The sequence below is a fragment of the Kiritimatiellaceae bacterium genome (assembly GCA_013141415.1).
Lineage (GTDB): Bacteria > Verrucomicrobiota > Kiritimatiellia > Kiritimatiellales > Tichowtungiaceae > Tichowtungia.
Map to the genome: position 1 here is coordinate 1 of JABFQY010000007.1, position 17,483 is coordinate 17,483.

Consider the following 17,483-nt stretch of genomic DNA (forward strand, 5'->3'; position numbering starts at 1 on the left):
GGTTTGGTGGCGGCGGCGGCGGATTTGGCGGCTTCGGTGGCGGAATGTCTGGCGGCGGCGGCGCGTCGCGCGGCTGGTAGGAGGAGATTTGTTTATGAAAAAGATGAGTCCGGAACAGTTCACTGAAAAATTAAAAACCGTTTGCGGCGACAATCTGCAAGCCGTGGTGCTTTACGGTTCCGCCGCGGCGGGCGATTATGCGGCGAAAGGCTCGGATTATAATCTGCTGGTTGCGCTGAACGATCTTTCTCCGGCGGTTCTTCGCCAGCTGTCCAAACCGGTTGCCATCTGGGAGCGGGCCGGTAATCCGACGCCGCTTTTGTTTACACGCAAACGGCTGACGGAAGCCGCCGATGTATTTCCGATTGAACTGCTCGATATGCGCGATTCCCGCAAAGTTCTTTTCGGTGACGATGTGATCGCCGGAATTCATCCCGGCACGGCGAATTTGCGGTTGCAGGTTGAACACGAACTGCGCTCCGCGCTGATTCAACTCAGCCGCAGCTACCTTTCCGTCAGCGGAAGTCCGCGCCGTTTGGCGGTACTGCTGACCGGTTCGCTGTCCGGTGTGCTAACGCTTTTCCGTGCCGCCCTGCGGCTTTATGAAAATGGTGTTCCGGCGGAAAAATTTCAGGCACTGGAAAAACTGAACTGCCATGTTCCGGTTGAACTCGAAACGTTCCGGCAGATTCACGGTCTAAAAACCGGCGCGCTGAAAATAAAAAAAGTAGACGCCGGACGGCTCTTCGAAGAGTATCTGAAATCAATTGAAGCGGTCGTTGATGCGGTGGATCAGATTTAACAACGGAGGATGACGATGAAGAAGGTATGGATTGCACTCGGAATTATTTTGCTGGTGGTTGTGATGATCGGCGGATCAGCCATCGGATCGAAAAACCGTTTTGTTTCGCAGGATGAAGCCGTGACGGCGCAGTGGGCGAATGTCGAAACGGTTCTGCAGCGCCGCTTTGATCTGATTCCGAATCTGATCAATACGGTGAAAGGCTACGCTGCCCACGAAAAAGGACTTCTGACCGAAGTCACTCGTCTACGCAGTCAGTGGGGCATGGCTTCCACACCGGACGAAAAGATGAAAACCGCCGGTGAAATGCAGAGCGCGCTCAGCCGTCTGCTGGTGGTGGCGGAACAGTATCCTCAGCTTAAAGCCAATCAGAACTTTTTGGCGTTGCAGGACGAACTGGCTGGCACGGAAAACCGGATTTCGGTGGAACGTCGCCGCTACAACGAAACCGTGCAGACGTACAATACGTCGATCCGCCGGTTCCCCGGCTCGGTCTGGGCCGGGATGTTCGGATTTGCCCGGCGTACACCGTTTGAATCCGCGCCGGAATCCGCCGTTGTGCCGCGCGTTGAATTTTAAGGCCCCGGCCAGCCGCGGTTTTCCGGACTTTGGAAACCGCGGCTTCGCTCTTGCCAAGGCGGTAGGGCTTCCGTACTCTCTGGCGCATATGAATTTAAAACAGAACTGCGCTTCTATCGCGGGCTTTCTGGCCGTCTTTGTGCTGCTTTCCGCAACCGGCTGTTCGACCGCTATGCCGTATAAGGAAACCCGCACAGGAAATTATTTTTACCTCAATCCGTTCGCCTATAAACCGGCAACGGTGCAGGAGCACTTGAGCTATGCTCAGTCGCTGAAAGAAAAGGGGCATCTCCGCAGTGCGAGGAAGCAGTTTGAAATTCTCGTGAAGCGCTGGCCGGACAGCGCGGAAGCGGCGATCGCCAAGCAGTCGGCGGCGGAAGTCTATTTTGAACAGGGCAAAAACAAAAAAGCGTTCACGGCCTACGAAGAACTGATTCAGCAGTACTACACCAGCATCAAAGATTATGACGACATTCTTGATCGTCAGTACAAACTGGCGACCAATGAGATGGAACGCAAGCGGATGCGCTGGCTCTTCGGCGGCTACCGCGCACCGGAGCGGGCCGTTCCGCTTTTCGAGTCCATCATCCAGAACGCGCCGCAATGGGAACGTGCGCCTGAGATGCAATACATGATCGGTCAGGCCTATCAGAAGAACAACGATCAGGAACTGGCTGTCGTCGCTTATTCAACCGTCGAGTACCGCTATCCAGACAGCCCGTTCGCCGAAAAGGCCGCTGTTGCAAAGATCGGAAGTTTTAAGGAACTGGTCGAGTCCAAGCCGTACAGCGTGGATATCCGTGAGCAGGCGCAACTTTCAGCCGGACTGTTTCCTGAGCTTTACACCAACTCGCAGCACATCGCCGAAGCGAAAGATTTTACCGCTGAGTTGCGTGATTTGTCCGCAGAATATAATTACGAGGTCGGCCGCTTCTACGAACGCGTGCCGCGTCCGCCGCAGAATGAGTCTGCCGCCATCTACTATCGAAAAGTGGTTGCGCAGTTCGGCGAAACTCAGTACGCCGCAAAATCAGCGGCGCGTCTGCGCGTTCTTTTTCCAAGCGGCGACGTCATGCTGGCCGACGGCTCGAAGGCGCCGATTCTTCCGGTGGCCGACACGGCAGGCGAATCCGGTGGCGGCGGAACCGCTGCCGTTGCGGGCGTTGCGGGCAGTGTTTCTTCCGGAAGTGTCGCACATACCGAACGTAAGCCGCTTCCAGAGCGTACCGTAACGGATGAAAACGCGATCGAGGTTACAGCAGACCGGATGGAGTATTCCGGCGACCTGCTGATTGGTGACGGCAATGTGGCGGTTCAGCAGACCGGAGCCAGTCTGCAGGCTGATCATGTGACGGTGAATTCAAAAACCGGCGAGATTAAGGCCAGCGGCAACATTCTGATGATTCGCGATGGAAACCGCTGGGAAGGTCAGGAGCTGGTCTATAACTACAAGACCCGCGAAGGAACCTTCGGTAAATCTTCGATGTATTTTGAACCGGCCTATATTACCGCCGAAAAAACCCAGCGGATTTCCAGTAACGAATTCCTTCTGGTCAATGCCATGATCACCACCTGTTCCGGCGACGATCCGTCGGTTTACATCAAGGCGAAGCAGGTGCGGGTTATCACCAACGAGAAGACCAAGAGCGCATTTATTAAAGCCAAGCATGTAACGTTCTACATCGGACCGGTTCCGGTCTTCTACACTCCGTACTTTGAGCGGGATCTTGCTTCCGGTGTGATCAATACAGTTGTCGGTTACGGTGGAAACTTCGGAGCCTTCATCAAGGTTCGTGCCACGGTTCACCCGACTGATTGGCTCACAGCAAAAACGCACTTCGATGTTTATTCCAAACGTGGCCTGGGTTTAGGGCAGGACTTTGCGTGGAAAACACCGCTCGGCGGCGGACAGGTCGAAACGTATTACATTGATGATAAAGATCCGAAGAACAGCCATGATTTGTCATCCTACCAAAGCCTGATTGATTCGCAGCGGTATCGGGTGAAACTGACCGACCGCGAACAGCTCGACGACGAAACCTATCTGACGACCAAGCTAAACTGGCTGAGCGATCCGTTGATTGTCAGAGATTTCTTCAACACGGAATATAGAACTGAAGCCAACCCGGAAAATTATTCGGTTTTGCAGCGTTCCTCCGAAAAATATGCCGCCAGTCTGCGCGTTGATCATCGCATGAACGACTTCTACACCACGGTTAACCGTATGCCGGAAGCGACCTACGACTGGTACCGTTCACGGGTCGGTGACTCGCCGTTCTTTTTCCAGAGCGAAAACAATGGCGCGTATCTAGGTAAGCAGTACTCGATCACCAACCTTCCGATGCCAGCCGACTATCAGAGCGCCCGGTTTGATACGCATAATCAGATCTTTCTGCCGCTGCAGTATGACGAGTTCTTCAACGTCATTCCGCGGGCCGGTTATCGCGGAACCTGGTACAACGAAAATGCGACCGGCAACTCAAACGCCGATTATCGCAATCTTTTCGAACTCGGCACGCTGACTTCTTTCAAGACCTACAAGACGCTCACGACAAAGAGCGGATTCTATGGCGATGGCCTGCGTCATATCGCGGAACCGTATGCCGATTACAGCTGGCGCACCCGTTCAGGAATGAATCCAACAAACTTCTACCAGTTTGATTCCATTGATACGCTCGATAAGCAGAATGAGGTTCGTTTCGGTATCCGTGACTATCTGCAAACCAAACGCGGAGCCAAGCGGATTGCGAACTTCCTCGATAGCGATGTGTACACAACATATCGCTTCGACTCTGCGACCGGCGAACGGAGCTTCAGTAATCTGGTGGCCGATGCCGAGCTGAGCCTGACTGACAATTTCTTCATTCAGTCCGATCTCGCATACGACTGGTACACGCACAAACTGTCCCCGGCCAATGCGCGCGTGAAATACATTACCGATGATCAGAGCGAATACAGCTTCGAGTATCGCTTTCTGGATGGAACCCGCGAACTCTTTACGCCGCGCGCCAAACTTTTCCCGAACGAAAAGTGGTCCTATGAACTTTCCGCCAGCTATGACCGTACCTATGACGAATGGTACGAACGGAAGATTCTCGTCACTCACAAATTCGACTGTGTTGGAATGGGCGTTGGTTTGAAGATCAACGAATACGACGAAACGCAGTTCTGGGTGCAGTTCTGGTTGCTGGCCTTCCCGCAGTCGCCGATGGACACTGGATTCTAAGCAGGATCGGCACTACTTAAGATGCCGGTCAAAAAATGAAGCGACTCTTCCGGTCGTTTCCGGCGTTGAGAACGCCGGGCCGCCGTGTCCGGCGCCCGGCAGAATAATCAGTTCGCTTTCCACGCCTGCCGTGCGCAATGCGGCATCCATCCGGCGGCTTTGATCCAGCGGAACCGTTCCGTCGCGGTCGCCATGCATGATCAGAAAGGGCGGGTCATCCGGTGTGGCGTACGTGACCGGACTGGCCGCCTTAGCTGTCTCAGGTTTTTCCTGAGCGGTTCCGCCAAGTAGAGCAGATTCTGGTGAGTCGGCACGGGCGTGCCGCTCGAATCCGGAGACGGTGCCCATGGTCGTAAAGTCGGAAGGACCATAAAAATCGCAGACGGCTTGTACTCGGCTGGAAACATCCAGATTTTTTCCGACATCAAAAGCGGATACATCGCCGCTGGTTCCGAGCAGTGCAACCAGATGGCCGCCAGCCGATGAACCCCAGACGCCGAACCGATCAGGATTTAACCCGTACCGACCGGCGTGGACGCGCAGCCAGCGCACCGCCGCCTTGCAATCTTCAATCTGTGCGGGGAAGGGGACTGTTCCGGTCAGGCGATAGTTGATGCTGGCCACGGCGTATCCGCGTTCAGTGACTCCAAGCCGCACCGGCAGGCAGTTTTCTTTTGAACCGTTTTTCCAGCCTCCGCCGTGAATCCAGATAATCAGAGGAACGGTACCTTGGGCGTTTGCCGGAAGATAGAGATCGAGTTGCTGCGGGCCGTCCGCCGTTTCCGCATAGGTGATATTTTTTTGCGCCTCAGTGTTGAGCGCGGCGAGAAACAGCGCGAAAAGAATGAGCCGGCGGAACTTCATAGGGAACTCCTTTGAACGGAGAACGCCGGAAGCCTGAGTTTATTGCAAGAAGGGAGGATTTGAGTGGCTCCGGTGGTAGGATTCGAACCTACGACCAAGTGATTAACAGTCACCTGCGCTACCACTGCGCCACACCGGAATTAAGAGGCGACAAAAGTATAGAAATCGTCTGCTAAGTCAAGACACGGAAACGCAAAATCACCGGTTTTCAACATTCGGGAGCCTAACCAAGCAGCTGGCGGCCCTGAATGGCGCGAACAAGAGTGGTGGAATCGGTGTACTCGATGGCGCTGCCCGACGGCAGACCAAACGCCAAGCGTGAAACTTTTACGCCGCGGCTGGCGATGAGTTCAGCCAGATAGCTGGCGGTTGCCTCGCTTTCGACATCGGTGCCGAGAGCCACAAGCACTTCCTGGATATTTTCGGGTTGGAGCCGTGTCAGCAGTTCGCTCACACGCAGATTGCCTACGCCTTTGCCGAGCGCGGGCGAAAGGTGTCCGCCCAGCACATGGTAGCGTCCGGTGAAGCCGTTGCAGCTTTCAATCTTCATAATATCGCCGGGACTCTCCACCACGCAGAGCAGACCATTGTCGCGTTTGCCGTCGGTGCAGAGCGCGCAGGGGTCTTCTTTGGTAACGGTAATACTTCCGCACCGCGAGCAGGTATCAACCTGTTCGTCGGCGGCCAGCAGGGCGTCGGCCAGTCTCCGGGCCAATCCGTCGCGGTTTTGCACCAGCGCAAACGCCATCCGCTCTGCGGAGCGTTTCCCGATACCTGGAAGTTTTTCCAGCGCCGCGATCAGATTGTCCAATGGAAGGAAATGTTTCATTGTCAGAACGGCAATCCCAGTCCGGCTGTCAGGGCCTTCATATCTTTGGCCGCTTCGGCCTGCGCGACGTTGAGCACGCCTTGGAATGCGTCCAGAAGCGCGCTTTCGATTTTCTTCACGTTGCCCGACTGAATCAGTTCCGGCGAAATGGTGACGCTCTGCGGTTTCATGTCACAGCTCATCTTGACAGTCACCTGTCCGCCCGCGCTGGAAAACTCGACTTTTTTTCCGGCCAGCTGCTTCTGAATTTTTTTCATTTCAGCGACCTGCTTCATCATTTTCATCATGTCCATAATGGGCTCCTTTAAGTTTTTGGACTGCGGCGGCTTGCCGCCGCTTTAAAACCGAAGCTTGCTTCGGTAAACAAAGCGCAGGCAAGCCTGCGCACTCCATATTATATTATTCTCGAATATCAATTATCTCGCCGCTGAAGGTTTCGAGCACACTTCGTACGGACGGGTTGCTGTAATATTTCTGTTTATCCGGCGAACCTTGAGCCGGCGCATCGGTCGGCAGCGGTTTGGGCTTGCCGGCCAGTACGCTGAAGTCAGCCGAAACCGTCCGCTTCAGAAATGAGCTCAGGGTTTTCTGGATCAACAAAAGGGTGCGCGGATTTTCCAGATTGGCGCGTTCGCCCGCGAATTCAGGATCAATGCCGATGGTGACGTGCGTTTCGGAAACGCCCAGCGGAACGGTATCGGTCAGGTAGTGTTTGGCCTGCGGCGCGCCTTTGGAAATGTGATCAATCAGACTGATCCATGCGGTTTTGAGCCGCTCTAAATCATCCGTGGGCTTTTTTTTTACGTCGTAGTCTGCCGGAGTTTCCTGAACGGCATGGGCCGTTGCCGGCATGGTTTTCAGTGCGGCGACTTGTTTCATCAGCTCGTCAATCGTGGCGACGGTCGCGGCACGCGAGGCGCGGATGAGTGCGGTTTCCAGCATAGTTCGTTTGGAAAGGGCATAGCGCATCCGGCTGTCGGCATCGATCAGCAGGTCAACAATACGCAGCAGGCGACCGTCGGAACTTTTCGCCGCCTGTTTTTTGAGTGTGTCAATTTGAGTTTCCGGCAGGTCAAACGCGGCGGGGTTTTTCCCGGTGTGCATCACGATCAGCAGATTACGGAACTGGTCGAGCAGTTCGAGTACGACGCGCTGCATATCCTTGCCGCTCTGGTCAATTGCGGCGACCGCTTCGATGATGGCGGGAATATTGCCATCCAGAATGGCGTCGGCCAGCCCTTCCAGCTGAGCGCGGCTGATCAGCCCGAAAACGGAAAGGACGTCGGCTTCTTCAATCGTTTTTCCACGGAAAGAAATCAGTTGATCAAGCGCGCTTTCGGCATCGCGCAGTCCGCCTTCGGCACCGCGGGCGATGGCGAGCAGGGCGTCGGCGCTGATTTTGATGCCTTCGGCTTTGCCGATTTTTTGCAGTTGCGCGGTAATGTCGGCCACGGAAATGCGGCGCAGGTCGAAGCGCTGACAGCGCGACAGAATCGTGGTGAGCACCTTTTGCGGCTCGGTGGTAGCGAAGAAAAACTTAACGTGCGGCGGCGGCTCTTCCAGTGTTTTAAGAATGGCGTTGAAGGCCTCGCGGGTGAGCATGTGCACTTCGTCGATGATGTAGATTTTGAACGGGCCGCGCACCGGAGCGTAGCGGACATTGTCGCGCAGTTCCTGCACGTCGCCGATACCGCGGTTGGACGCGCCGTCGATTTCGATCACGTCGAGGCTACTGCCTTTCATGATTTCCTTGCAGGAGTCGCAGGAGTTGCACGGTTCAGAGCCCTGCCGGTTCTGACAGTTGAGCGCCTTGGCCAGAATGCGGGCGGTGGTGGTCTTACCGGTTCCGCGCGGGCCGACGAACAGGTAGGCGTGCGCCAGCCGGCTGCTTTGAATGGCGTTGTGGAGCGTTTGCGTGACGTGGTTTTGACCGACCACATCCGCAAAAACCTGCGGCCGCCATTTCCGTGCTAACACTTCGTAACCCATAGGCCGTAAAAAGTACCGCCCCGTATTGAGAATGGCAAGTTGCGATGGTCGGGTTTGATAAAAATCTTGTCGGCGTACGGAGGTTCAACTAGCCTCAGCCCATTCATCAGGAGGGCGGACTATGCGTTTCTTATTTATACTGCTGGTTGTTTTCTGTGCGGCGGGCGCTTTGCGCGCCGAAGTGGTTGCCGGACACGAGCTATCTGACGCCGAAGGGCTCGTTCAGGACATGTCTTCCAAACTGAATCGCGGAGTATTCAATATTCTGACCGGCTGGGGCGAAATTCCGCGCCAGATGATCGTTTCCGGCTGTGACAAAGGCTGGTGGGCTATTCTGCCGGTCGGTATTCCTGCCGGTGCGATCATGACCGTCGTCCGCACGGCAACCGGTGTATTTGAAACCGCGACATTCATCGTACCGGTCAACGATTCCTACGGCCCGATCATGGATCCTGCCTTCGTCTGGCAGAAAAAGAAGGTGTCAGGGAACAGGAGTCAGGATTCAGAGTGAGAATAAAACCTGCTGTTTCCTAACGCCTAAAGTCTAAGGTCTGATTTAATGAGAATTTTAATTTGTAACGACGACGGCATCCACGCGCCGGGAATTGCCGCCCTGCATAGCGCGGTGAAGGAATTCGGCGAACTCCATGTCATTGCGCCCGATGCCGAACGAAGCGCGGCGGGGCACGCCATTACACTGGCTGACCCGATTAAAAGCACGCCGGTCGATAAAAACGGCGAGTTTTTCGGCTACGGAATCGGCGGAACTCCCGCCGACTGCATCAAACTGGCCGTTTGCGCCGTGATGAAAGATACGCCGCCCGACTTGATTCTGAGCGGCATCAACCTCGGTTCCAATACCGGCATCAGCGTTATTTACTCCGGAACGGTTTCGGCGGCGACCGAAGGGGTTGTTCTCGGAATTCCCGGCATCGCTTTTTCGCTCTGCACCTATACCGATCCGGAATGGGAAATGGCCGGACGGGTCGCCAAAGAACTGACACAGAAGATCATCGCGAATCCGATGCCGCCCAATGTTCTGCTCAACGTCAATATTCCCAACCTGCCGTACGATCAGCTTAAAGGGATCAAAGTCACCCGTATGGGCCGTTCGCGGTTTATTGAAAAATTTCATAAACGGCTCGATCCTCGCGGACGCACCTACTACTGGCTCGACGGCGAACTCGAAGTCCACGACGAAGGCGACAACATCGATATCCACGCCGTGAGCGACGGTTACGTCTCCATCACCCCGATTCACCTCGACCTGACTTCCTACGAACACCTCAAAACGTTCCAACCATTGGAAAAAACGTTCTGAGAGTTTGACTCGCTGGGAAATCTCATTATTCTCTGCGTCTTCCTTGTCACGCCGTCGTTTTATTTTCGAACGAACGAAGGCGGATTTCGGGCGCTTAGCTCAGTTGGTTAGAGCATCTCGTTTACACCGAGAGGGTCGGGGGTTCGAGTCCCTCAGCGCCTACCAGTCTTCGTTTGAAGCATCGCAAAAAAACGAAGGCTGCCGCGGCGAAGCGGTACGCGAAGCCGGGCTCTATTCTTCTTTCTTCAAGTTGCTTCAAACTACGCCTCGGCACGCCAGTCTTGCCTGCGGTTGCCGAATGAGCATAATGACGACATGCCGACTTTTTACTATGTCTACATTCTTCAGAGTCTTTCTGAAGCCGAAACATTTTATACCGGCTATACCACGGATTTGGAAAACAGGCTCAAAAAGCACAACTCAGGATCGGTTCCCCATACAGCCAAACATCGCCCTTGGCGAATTAAGACCGCGATAGCTTTTACCGATAAGCAGAGGGCTGTCGATTTTGAGGTTTACCTAAAGACACATTCCGGACGGTCTTTTGTAAGCAAACGACTCTGATCTGCAAAAACGAGGCTTTTCGCAAGCACGGCTTGTCTTTGCCGGTTCCTGCCGTTAAATTGCACCCTCAATTTTCAGAGGGGTTTTATTCATGTTTAAACCGGTTTCGAGCAAAACAGATTTCGCGAAGATGGAAGAGGACGTACTGGCCTTCTGGCAGGAGCACGGCACGTTTAAGAAGTCGGTTGAAAACCGTTCGAAAAATTCCGAGTTTGTTTTTTACGACGGTCCGCCGTTCGCCACCGGTCTTCCGCACTACGGCCACTTGCTCGCCGGAACCATTAAGGACATTGTTCCGCGCTACCAGACGATGCGCGGCCATCGCGTCGAACGCCGCTTCGGCTGGGACTGTCACGGTCTGCCGATCGAAGCACTGGCGCAGGAAGCGCTCGGCCTGGCCGGAGCGCCCGCCATCGTCGAGGCGGGTGTTGGAGTTTTTAACGAGCAGTGCCGCTCGATGGTGACCCAATATGTCGAAGAGTGGGAAAAGACCGTCACCCGCATGGGCCGCTGGGTCGATTTCAAAAACGACTACAAGACCATGGATAAGGATTTCATGGAAACCATCTGGTGGGTGTTTTCCGAGCTTTGGAAGCAGGGCCGCATTTACCGCGCTCACCGCATCATGCCGTACAGCTGGAAACTCAACACGCCGCTCTCCAACTTTGAGGCGGGCCGCAACTATCAGGATGTGCAGGATCCGGCCATTACTGTGCGCGTCAAACTGAACGGCTTTGAAATCGAAAACGCTTTCGCGCTGGTCTGGACGACGACGCCGTGGACGTTGCCTTCCAATCTGGCGATCTGCGCCGGAGCCGACATTGATTACGTTGCCGTGCGCGATGCCGAAAGCGGCGAAGTGTATGTGCTGGCTGAGGCGCGCCTTGGTGCCTACTACAAAAAAGAAGCCGAGTACGAAATTCTGAAACGGTGCAAGGGCCGCGATCTGGAAGGCCTGACCTACGAACCGCTCTTTAACTATTTCAAAGACAACCCGCTCTCATTCCGCGTTCTGCTCGACGGATTCGTCAGCACAGAAGACGGAACCGGAATTGTTCACATGGCTCCGGCCTATGGCGAAGACGACTACCGCATCTGCCGCGCAGCCGGAATTCCGCTGGTTGAGCCGCTTGACGAAGATTGTAAATTCACCGCGCAGGTGCCGGACTATAAAGGCGTTTTCTGTAAAGACGCCGACAAAGCCATCATCAAACGGCTTAAGGATGAGGGGAAACTGGTTCACCAGTCCACGATTCAGCACAGTTATCCGTTCTGCGAGCGCACCGACACACCGTTGATCTACCGCGCCATTGATGCGTGGTACGTCCGTGTCGAAGACCTGCGTGACGAAATGCTGGCGAACAACGCGCAGGTTCACTGGATGCCGGAATACGTCGGCGAAAAACGCTTCGCCAACTGGCTGGCCGATGCCAAGGACTGGAACATCAGCCGCAACCGGTTTTGGGGTTCCTGTATTCCGGTCTGGGTGAATGTCGATGATTCGTCTGACACGATTTGCATTTCGTCGGTGGCCGAACTCGAAGAACTTTCCGGGCAGAAAGTCACCGATCTGCACAAACATTTCGTCGATGACATTCTGATCAAAAAAGACGGCCAGACCTACAAGCGCACGCCAGAAGTGCTCGACTGCTGGTTCGAGTCCGGCGCCATGCCGTATGCCCAGCAGCATTATCCATTTGAGAACAAAGCCCATTTTGAAGCCAACTTCCCGGCGCATTTCATCGCCGAAGGACTCGATCAGACCCGCGGCTGGTTTTACACGCTAATGGTGCTTTCCACCGCGCTCTTCAAAAAACCGGCGTTTAAGAATGTCGTCGTCAATGGTCTTGTGCTGGCGGAAGACGGACTGAAAATGAGTAAGCGGCTCAAGAATTATCCCGATCCGTTGCACGTTGTTCATGAATACGGCGCCGACGCGCTTCGCCTTTACATGATCAATTCGCCGGTCGTCAAAGCCGAGTCACTGCGCTTCTCCGAAGAGGGCGTCAAACACGCGCTGCGTCATCTGCTCATTCCGCTGTGGAACTCGTACAGCTTTTTCGTCACCTACGCCAATATTGATAAATGGGAACCCGGGAAATCCAAGCCGGGGCAGAGCGTCAACCTGCTCGACCGCTGGATTGAAAGTTCGCTGGCCAATCTCTGTCAGGAAGTGACGGCGGCGATGGACAACTATGACCTGCAACGCGCGGTGCGTCCGTTCGTTGCTTTCATCGAAGATTTGACCAACTGGTACATTCGCCGTTCGCGCCGCCGCTTCTGGAAGAGTGAAGACGACGGCGATAAACAGCAGGCTTACGCCACGCTCTATCATGTACTGATCGAACTGTGTAAAATCGCCGCGCCGTTCACGCCGTTCATCGCGGAAGAAATTTACCGCAACCTGCGCACCGACGACATGCCGGAATCGGTGCACCTTTGCGACTTTCCGACCGCCGCCGGTGCCAAGCGCGATATCGCGCTGGAAACTCAGATGCGCATCGTCATGGATGTTGTCAGCATGGGCCGCCAGCTCCGCAAAGATCACGACGCCAAAGTCCGCCAGCCGTTGCGTCGCCTCGACGTCGTCAGCCGCGACAGCGGACTGCTCAATCAGGTCGGCGAGCTTAAGGAAATTATCGCGGAAGAACTGAATGTCCGCGAAGTGTTTTTTGACGATGACGAAACCAGTCTTGCGACGCTCAGTGCCAAGGCCAACTTTAAGACGCTGGGTAAAAAATTCGGCAAACAGGTTCAGCAGATTAATCAGGCGGTGCAGAAACTTTCCGGTGAAGACCTTAAAATTGCTGCGGCAGGCAAGGGGATTACACTCCAGATTAACGGCGAAGCGTTTGAGCTTTCCGGTGAAGACATCGTGGTTGAACGTACTCCGAAGGCCGGTCTGGCCGTGCAGGCGCAGGGCGCACTGGTTGTGGCTCTTGACCTTGAACTGAATGAGGATCTTATTCGCGAAGGACTGGCCCGTGAGCTGGTCAATAATGTTCAGCAGATGCGCAAAGCGCACGGATTTGAAGTGACGGACCGGATCCATTTGAAGATTTTTTCCGATGTCGCCGTTCATGAAGCGGTTGCCGCTTTCACTGAGTATATTCAGTCCGAGGTTCTTGCGCTTTCGGTTCAAACCGTCGAAACGGAAGGTGAACCCGTTGAACTCAACGGGCACGCCTGCACCATCGCCATTGAAAAAGCATAGACAATCATTACTGCTTCTTGCCGCGTTGCTCCTGCTTGGAACAGGTTGCGCAACTGTCCGTCCGCCGCGCGGCGTTCCGTCGCGGACGGTGTTGATTGAGACCACCAGCTATTGCGACTGCGGTGAGTGCTGCGGCTGGGAGCGGGTTTGGTGGGCGCCGTGGCGGACGGTTTATTCTTCCGGCCCAAGTGAAGGTAAACCGAAAAAAGTCGGCATCACGGCATCGGGAACAAAAGCGCATAAGGGAACCATTGCCGCCGACCGGCGCTATTATCCGTTCGGCACTGTCATGTATATTCCCGGTTACGGCTACGGACGGGTAGAGGATACCGGCAGTGCTATTCAGGGCCCGACGCGAATTGATCTTTTTTACGACTCACACCGGCAGGCTCTTGAATGGGGGCGACGGCGTGTTTCGGTAAAAGTCTGGCGTTAGGACAAGTGAATTCCGTCCAGCGTTGCACCGAGTTGTTCCGTATTCAACGGCTTCGCCAGAAACTGGTTCATGCCGGCGCTTTCCGCAGCTTTCTGTTCTTCCTGCATGACGCCCGCCGTCAGCGCGATGATCCACGGTTTGTCGGACTGACCCGTGTGTTCACGAATTCGGCGGGTGGCCTCCAGCCCGTTCATATTCGGCATCTGCACATCCATGAGGATCACATCAAACGTTGCATCCATCACGGCGGCCAGAGCCGCTTCGCCGTCCGAAACGATAACCACCGATTCACAGCCGAGCTGCTGGAGCATCAGTTGAGCAATCCGCTGGTTGATCGGGTTGTCTTCCGCGACCAGAATGCGCATAGACCGTTTTTTCTTCGGCTGAATTTGTGTTCCAACGACTACTTTCGGTCTGGATTCCGCCTTTTGCTCCGCGAGAGATTTTAATATCTGGTCGCACAGTTTACCAATCTTGACCGGCTTGGAAAGCCGTGCGCTGATTGAAGGGTCGGCGGGAATATGCTCACAGGAGCTGCTGAGAATAATTACCGGAAGGGCCGGCTTGAGATGGAGCTGGTAGATTCTCTTTGCCAGATCACTGCCGTCCATGCCGGGCATTTGAAAGTCGACCAAAGCGACGTCATAGCCGTGACCGTCTGCCAGATGCTGTAGCGCCTTTTCAGGGTGTTCGAAGGCCTCTGAGAGCATGCCCCACTGGGCCAGCTGGTCGCTGAGAAGCCAGCGGTTGGTTTCGTTGTCGTCCACGATGAGTGAGCGTTTTCCCCTCAGCGTTTCAATCGGCAGATGTTCTACCTTGTGGCTTTCGTGAGAGGCAACCGGCAGTGTGACAGTGAAGAAAAACGTTGACCCTTTCCCGGCTTCACTTTCGAACCAGATTTTACCGCCCATCAGTTCTGTCAGTCTCCGGCTGATGGTCAGGCCCAGTCCGGTTCCGCCGTATTTACGGGTGCTGGAAGAGTCAGCCTGTTCGAAGGCCTGAAACAGCTTGTCTTTATGTTCCTCGGCGATACCGACTCCGGTGTCGCGCACGGCAAACTGGAGCTGGCAGTGCTGCCGCGTCCCGTCGTCTGTCAGGTTATGGATCTTGAGATGGACTTCTCCGTTTTCCGTGAACTTGATCGCATTGCCCATGAGGTTGACCAGAATCTGTCGCAGGCGGGTTGTATCGCCGACCAGCATCTTGGGAACATCCGGGCCAACGTAGTAGAGCAGTTCCACGTTTTTCTTTGCGGCGGGCTGTACGAACAGATCAAAGGCATCTTCAATACATTCACGCAGATTAAAAGGAATTTTTTCCAACTCGATCTTACCGGCTTCAATCTTTGAATAATCAAGAATGTCATTAATGATGGTCAGGAGGTTTTCACCGCTGACTTCGATCGTATGAACAAACTCCTGCTGCTGCGGCGAGAGTTCTGTTCCGAGCAGCAGACTGGCCGAACCGATCACGCCGTTCATCGGGGTGCGGATTTCGTGACTCATCATGGCCAGAAAAGCACTCTTGGCTTTATTGGCCGATTCGGCTTCCTGCTGCGCTTCGATCAGGATTTTTTCGTTTTCGACCTGTTTGGTGACATCGCGGGAAATGCCGGCCAGACCGATTACTTCGCCTTTTTCATTTCGCATCGGACATTTGACCGATTCAATGTATTCAATCGTTCCGTCTTTCCGGACGTGACGTTCTCTGATGCGCGTAACTTCACCTTCGGCCATTTGACGCTGTTCATTGTCGTACAGTTGCTGTCCCAGCGGCGCGGGATGAATATCGATATCAGTTTTTCCGATCAACTCGTTAATCGATTCAACATCTCTGGATTTAAGCAAAGCCCGGTTGCCTCCAAGAATTTTTGAATTACGGTCTTTGTAGTAGAACTGATCCTCGAGGTTCTCGAAGATCGCTTGAATAACCGAGGCGCTTTGCTCCGCATCCTTTTTGGCCTGAATTAATGCCTCTTCGCGTTCTACCTGTTGTGTAATGTCTCTCGAAATACCGGCCAGACCGATCAATTGTCCTGATGGACTGCGCAATGGACTCTTTACGGATTCCAGATGTCGAATACGCCCATCACTTTGGACATGCTGTTCATGTTCTCTGATGACCTTTCCGTCAACCATCAGCCGTAACTCCTCGTCGCGCAGTTTCTGGCCGACCTCAATGCCATAAAGATCAATGGCGTTTTTACCAATCATCTCCTCGGCAGTCCGGTCGTGATGATGGTGACAGCAGGCCGGATTGACGCCCAGCAGGCGGGCTTCGCTGTTCATGTAATAAATCTGATCGGGCATGGTTTCAAAAATAACATTCAGCAGCGCAGCCTTCTGCCTGGCTTCTTCTTCGGCCTTATATTGCTTGGTGACATCTTCCATGTAACCGTTCCACAGCGTACCGCCGTCGCGCAGCCGCTCCGGCATCGCATGGGTTCGTATCCAGTGAACACGGTTCTGTGGCGAACGGACGCAGAATGTTATTTCAAAACTGGCGAGATCTTCAGCCGACTTCTTGAATGCTTCCTGCACGGATCCGACGGATTCCGGACAGACCCGGCTCCAGGCGATCCAGCCGTCCTTTGCCAACTCGATGGGTGTGGCGAAAAATATTTCTTCAATGGCTTCAGTTGAATAGGGGAAACAGCACCGTCCGTTTTTCCACTGGCGGTATTGGTAGATCGTTCCCGGCATTCGGCCGATCATTTTAAGAAGCTGGGTTTTACGGAGGAACTTGCTTTTACTCATAGTGCGGCTAAACGTACTCGTTTATATTTCCGTAATCAAATAAGTATTTTAAGGATTCGCGGTTTGGCCGTTATGCGTTCGGGATAATGTCTCCGACTCCGTTCAGCACATAATCCGGGCCGTACGCGAAGCGCTTCAGGTCTTCCGGTTTGGTTACGCCGCTCAGTACCAGCACCGTTGTGATTTCCGCCTCAACGCCCGCGATGATATCGGTGTCCATCCGGTCGCCGACAATTGCGGTTTCTTCGCGCTTACACCCAAGCTGCTTTAGAGCGTTACGCATCATCAGCGGATTCGGTTTGCCGACGTAATACGCCTTAGCGCCGGTTGCCAGTTCGATCGGTGCCAGCAGAGCGCCGGTTGCCGGAACAATCTGCCCGCCTTCAATCGGGCCGGTCAGGTCGGGATTGGTGCCGATCAGTTTGGCGCCGTTCATCACCAGCTTCACCGCATGGCAGAGCCGGGCGTAGTCATAGTTCGCGCTTTCGCTCACCACGACGTAGTCCGGGTTCGTGTCGTTGATCGAATACCCTTCGTCATAGAGTGCGTTGATAATGCCGGCATCGCCGATCACATACGCACTGCCGCCCGGCTTCTGGTTGGCCAGAAACGTCGCCGTGGCGCGGGCACTGGTATAGAAGTGACTTTCGCCCACCTTCAGCCCCATGCGCGCCAGCTTTTCGCTCAGCTCACGCAAGGTTCGCGCGCTGCTGTTCGTCAGGAAGAGAAACTTCTTATTCTCCTTCCGCAGCCATGCCACAAATTCGAGCACCCCCGGCAGCAGTTTGCTTCCGTGGTAAATGACGCCGTCCATATCACAAATGAAGGCCTTTTTGTCCTGTAAATTTTTCATACTAAATCTCCGAGTTCACTCGTGAAAGACAGTATATGGTTTTTTGGCTG

At 54.4% G+C, this 17,483-nt stretch carries 15 protein-coding genes and 2 tRNA genes; 10 read left to right on the forward strand and 7 right to left on the reverse strand.

Annotation, left to right across the window (positions count from 1 at the left end):
- The 4 genes from HOO88_09535 to lptD all read left to right on the forward strand — a co-directional run.
- The coding region (locus HOO88_09535; GenBank protein ID NOU36996.1) for a TPM domain-containing protein at window positions 1-80 on the forward strand (80 nt) is incomplete at its 5' end.
- A 14-nt stretch (window positions 81-94) separates the two neighbouring features.
- Entirely contained in the window at window positions 95-802 is a 708-nt protein-coding gene (locus tag HOO88_09540; GenBank protein ID NOU36997.1) for a hypothetical protein, read from the forward strand.
- A 15-nt stretch (window positions 803-817) separates the two neighbouring features.
- Entirely contained in the window at window positions 818-1,381 is a 564-nt protein-coding gene (locus HOO88_09545) for a LemA family protein (GenBank protein NOU36998.1), read from the forward strand.
- A gap of 88 nt (window positions 1,382-1,469) precedes the next feature.
- Complete coding sequence (gene lptD, locus HOO88_09550; protein NOU36999.1) at window positions 1,470-4,607, forward strand: LPS assembly protein LptD; 3,138 nt, start codon at window positions 1,470-1,472, stop codon at window positions 4,605-4,607.
- Window positions 4,608-4,619: 12 nt separating this feature from the next.
- Here the strand turns inward: lptD and HOO88_09555 are convergent, their stop codons facing one another.
- From HOO88_09555 to dnaX, 5 genes are all read right to left on the reverse strand, one after another.
- Window positions 4,620-5,471, reverse strand: coding sequence for an alpha/beta hydrolase (locus HOO88_09555; protein NOU37000.1), 852 nt, complete (start codon window positions 5,469-5,471; stop codon window positions 4,620-4,622).
- A 64-nt stretch (window positions 5,472-5,535) separates the two neighbouring features.
- A tRNA-Asn gene (locus HOO88_09560) sits at window positions 5,536-5,610 on the reverse strand.
- Between the two features lie 84 nt (window positions 5,611-5,694).
- Complete coding sequence (gene recR, locus HOO88_09565; protein ID NOU37001.1) at window positions 5,695-6,300, reverse strand: recombination protein RecR; 606 nt, start codon at window positions 6,298-6,300, stop codon at window positions 5,695-5,697.
- Between the two features lie 2 nt (window positions 6,301-6,302).
- Window positions 6,303-6,593, reverse strand: a complete 291-nt coding sequence (locus HOO88_09570) for a YbaB/EbfC family nucleoid-associated protein (protein NOU37002.1) — start codon at window positions 6,591-6,593, stop codon at window positions 6,303-6,305.
- A gap of 106 nt (window positions 6,594-6,699) precedes the next feature.
- The gene (dnaX, locus tag HOO88_09575; GenBank protein ID NOU37003.1) at window positions 6,700-8,289 is read right to left on the reverse strand and encodes a DNA polymerase III subunit gamma/tau; all 1,590 of its coding nucleotides are present in this window, start codon (window positions 8,287-8,289) and stop codon (window positions 6,700-6,702) included.
- A 121-nt stretch (window positions 8,290-8,410) separates the two neighbouring features.
- Here dnaX and HOO88_09580 point away from each other — a divergent pair, with 121 nt between their 5' ends.
- The 6 genes from HOO88_09580 (at window position 8,411) to HOO88_09605 (ending at window position 13,824) form a co-directional block, all read left to right on the forward strand.
- A complete protein-coding gene (locus tag HOO88_09580; protein NOU37004.1) occupies window positions 8,411-8,800 on the forward strand; it encodes an exosortase system-associated protein, TIGR04073 family in 390 nt (129 codons plus the stop codon).
- Between the two features lie 48 nt (window positions 8,801-8,848).
- Entirely contained in the window at window positions 8,849-9,610 is a 762-nt protein-coding gene (surE, locus tag HOO88_09585) for a 5'/3'-nucleotidase SurE (protein ID NOU37005.1), read from the forward strand.
- An 88-nt stretch (window positions 9,611-9,698) separates the two neighbouring features.
- A tRNA-Val gene (locus HOO88_09590) sits at window positions 9,699-9,775 on the forward strand.
- A 150-nt stretch (window positions 9,776-9,925) separates the two neighbouring features.
- Complete coding sequence (locus tag HOO88_09595) at window positions 9,926-10,174, forward strand: GIY-YIG nuclease family protein (GenBank protein ID NOU37006.1); 249 nt, start codon at window positions 9,926-9,928, stop codon at window positions 10,172-10,174.
- Window positions 10,175-10,265: 91 nt separating this feature from the next.
- On the forward strand, window positions 10,266-13,388 hold the full coding sequence (locus HOO88_09600; protein ID NOU37007.1) for an isoleucine--tRNA ligase: 3,123 nt from the start codon (window positions 10,266-10,268) through the stop codon (window positions 13,386-13,388).
- A 25-nt stretch (window positions 13,389-13,413) separates the two neighbouring features.
- Window positions 13,414-13,824 (forward strand): 3D domain-containing protein, encoded by a 411-nt coding sequence (locus HOO88_09605; protein NOU37008.1) that lies wholly within the window; start codon window positions 13,414-13,416, stop codon window positions 13,822-13,824.
- On the opposite strand, the gene HOO88_09610 is transcribed toward HOO88_09605, so the two are convergent.
- Both HOO88_09610 and HOO88_09615 read right to left on the reverse strand, forming a co-directional pair.
- Complete coding sequence (locus HOO88_09610; GenBank protein NOU37009.1) at window positions 13,821-16,580, reverse strand: response regulator; 2,760 nt, start codon at window positions 16,578-16,580, stop codon at window positions 13,821-13,823. The genes HOO88_09605 and HOO88_09610 overlap by 4 nt on opposite strands.
- A 70-nt stretch (window positions 16,581-16,650) precedes the next feature.
- Window positions 16,651-17,433 carry an HAD family hydrolase gene (locus HOO88_09615; protein NOU37010.1) on the reverse strand — a complete coding sequence of 261 codons (783 nt, stop codon included), beginning with the start codon at window positions 17,431-17,433 and terminating at the stop codon, window positions 16,651-16,653.
- Window positions 17,434-17,483 lie beyond the last annotated feature (50 nt).

What these genes read in the sequence shown, in the direction of transcription:
- HOO88_09610 (NOU37009.1), bottom strand. Translation starts at nt 16,580, where the DNA reads ATGAGTAAAAGCAAGTTCCTCCGTAAAACCCAGCTTCTTAAAATGATC.
- HOO88_09595 (NOU37006.1), top strand. Translation starts at nt 9,926, where the DNA reads ATGCCGACTTTTTACTATGTCTACATTCTTCAGAGTCTTTCTGAAGCC.
- dnaX (NOU37003.1), bottom strand. Translation starts at nt 8,289, where the DNA reads ATGGGTTACGAAGTGTTAGCACGGAAATGGCGGCCGCAGGTTTTTGCG.
- HOO88_09570 (NOU37002.1), bottom strand. Translation starts at nt 6,593, where the DNA reads ATGGACATGATGAAAATGATGAAGCAGGTCGCTGAAATGAAAAAAATT.
- HOO88_09555 (NOU37000.1), bottom strand. Translation starts at nt 5,471, where the DNA reads ATGAAGTTCCGCCGGCTCATTCTTTTCGCGCTGTTTCTCGCCGCGCTC.
- HOO88_09540 (NOU36997.1), top strand. Translation starts at nt 95, where the DNA reads ATGAAAAAGATGAGTCCGGAACAGTTCACTGAAAAATTAAAAACCGTT.
- HOO88_09580 (NOU37004.1), top strand. Translation starts at nt 8,411, where the DNA reads ATGCGTTTCTTATTTATACTGCTGGTTGTTTTCTGTGCGGCGGGCGCT.
- HOO88_09545 (NOU36998.1), top strand. Translation starts at nt 818, where the DNA reads ATGAAGAAGGTATGGATTGCACTCGGAATTATTTTGCTGGTGGTTGTG.
- surE (NOU37005.1), top strand. Translation starts at nt 8,849, where the DNA reads ATGAGAATTTTAATTTGTAACGACGACGGCATCCACGCGCCGGGAATT.
- recR (NOU37001.1), bottom strand. Translation starts at nt 6,300, where the DNA reads ATGAAACATTTCCTTCCATTGGACAATCTGATCGCGGCGCTGGAAAAA.
- HOO88_09600 (NOU37007.1), top strand. Translation starts at nt 10,266, where the DNA reads ATGTTTAAACCGGTTTCGAGCAAAACAGATTTCGCGAAGATGGAAGAG.
- lptD (NOU36999.1), top strand. Translation starts at nt 1,470, where the DNA reads ATGAATTTAAAACAGAACTGCGCTTCTATCGCGGGCTTTCTGGCCGTC.
- HOO88_09615 (NOU37010.1), bottom strand. Translation starts at nt 17,433, where the DNA reads ATGAAAAATTTACAGGACAAAAAGGCCTTCATTTGTGATATGGACGGC.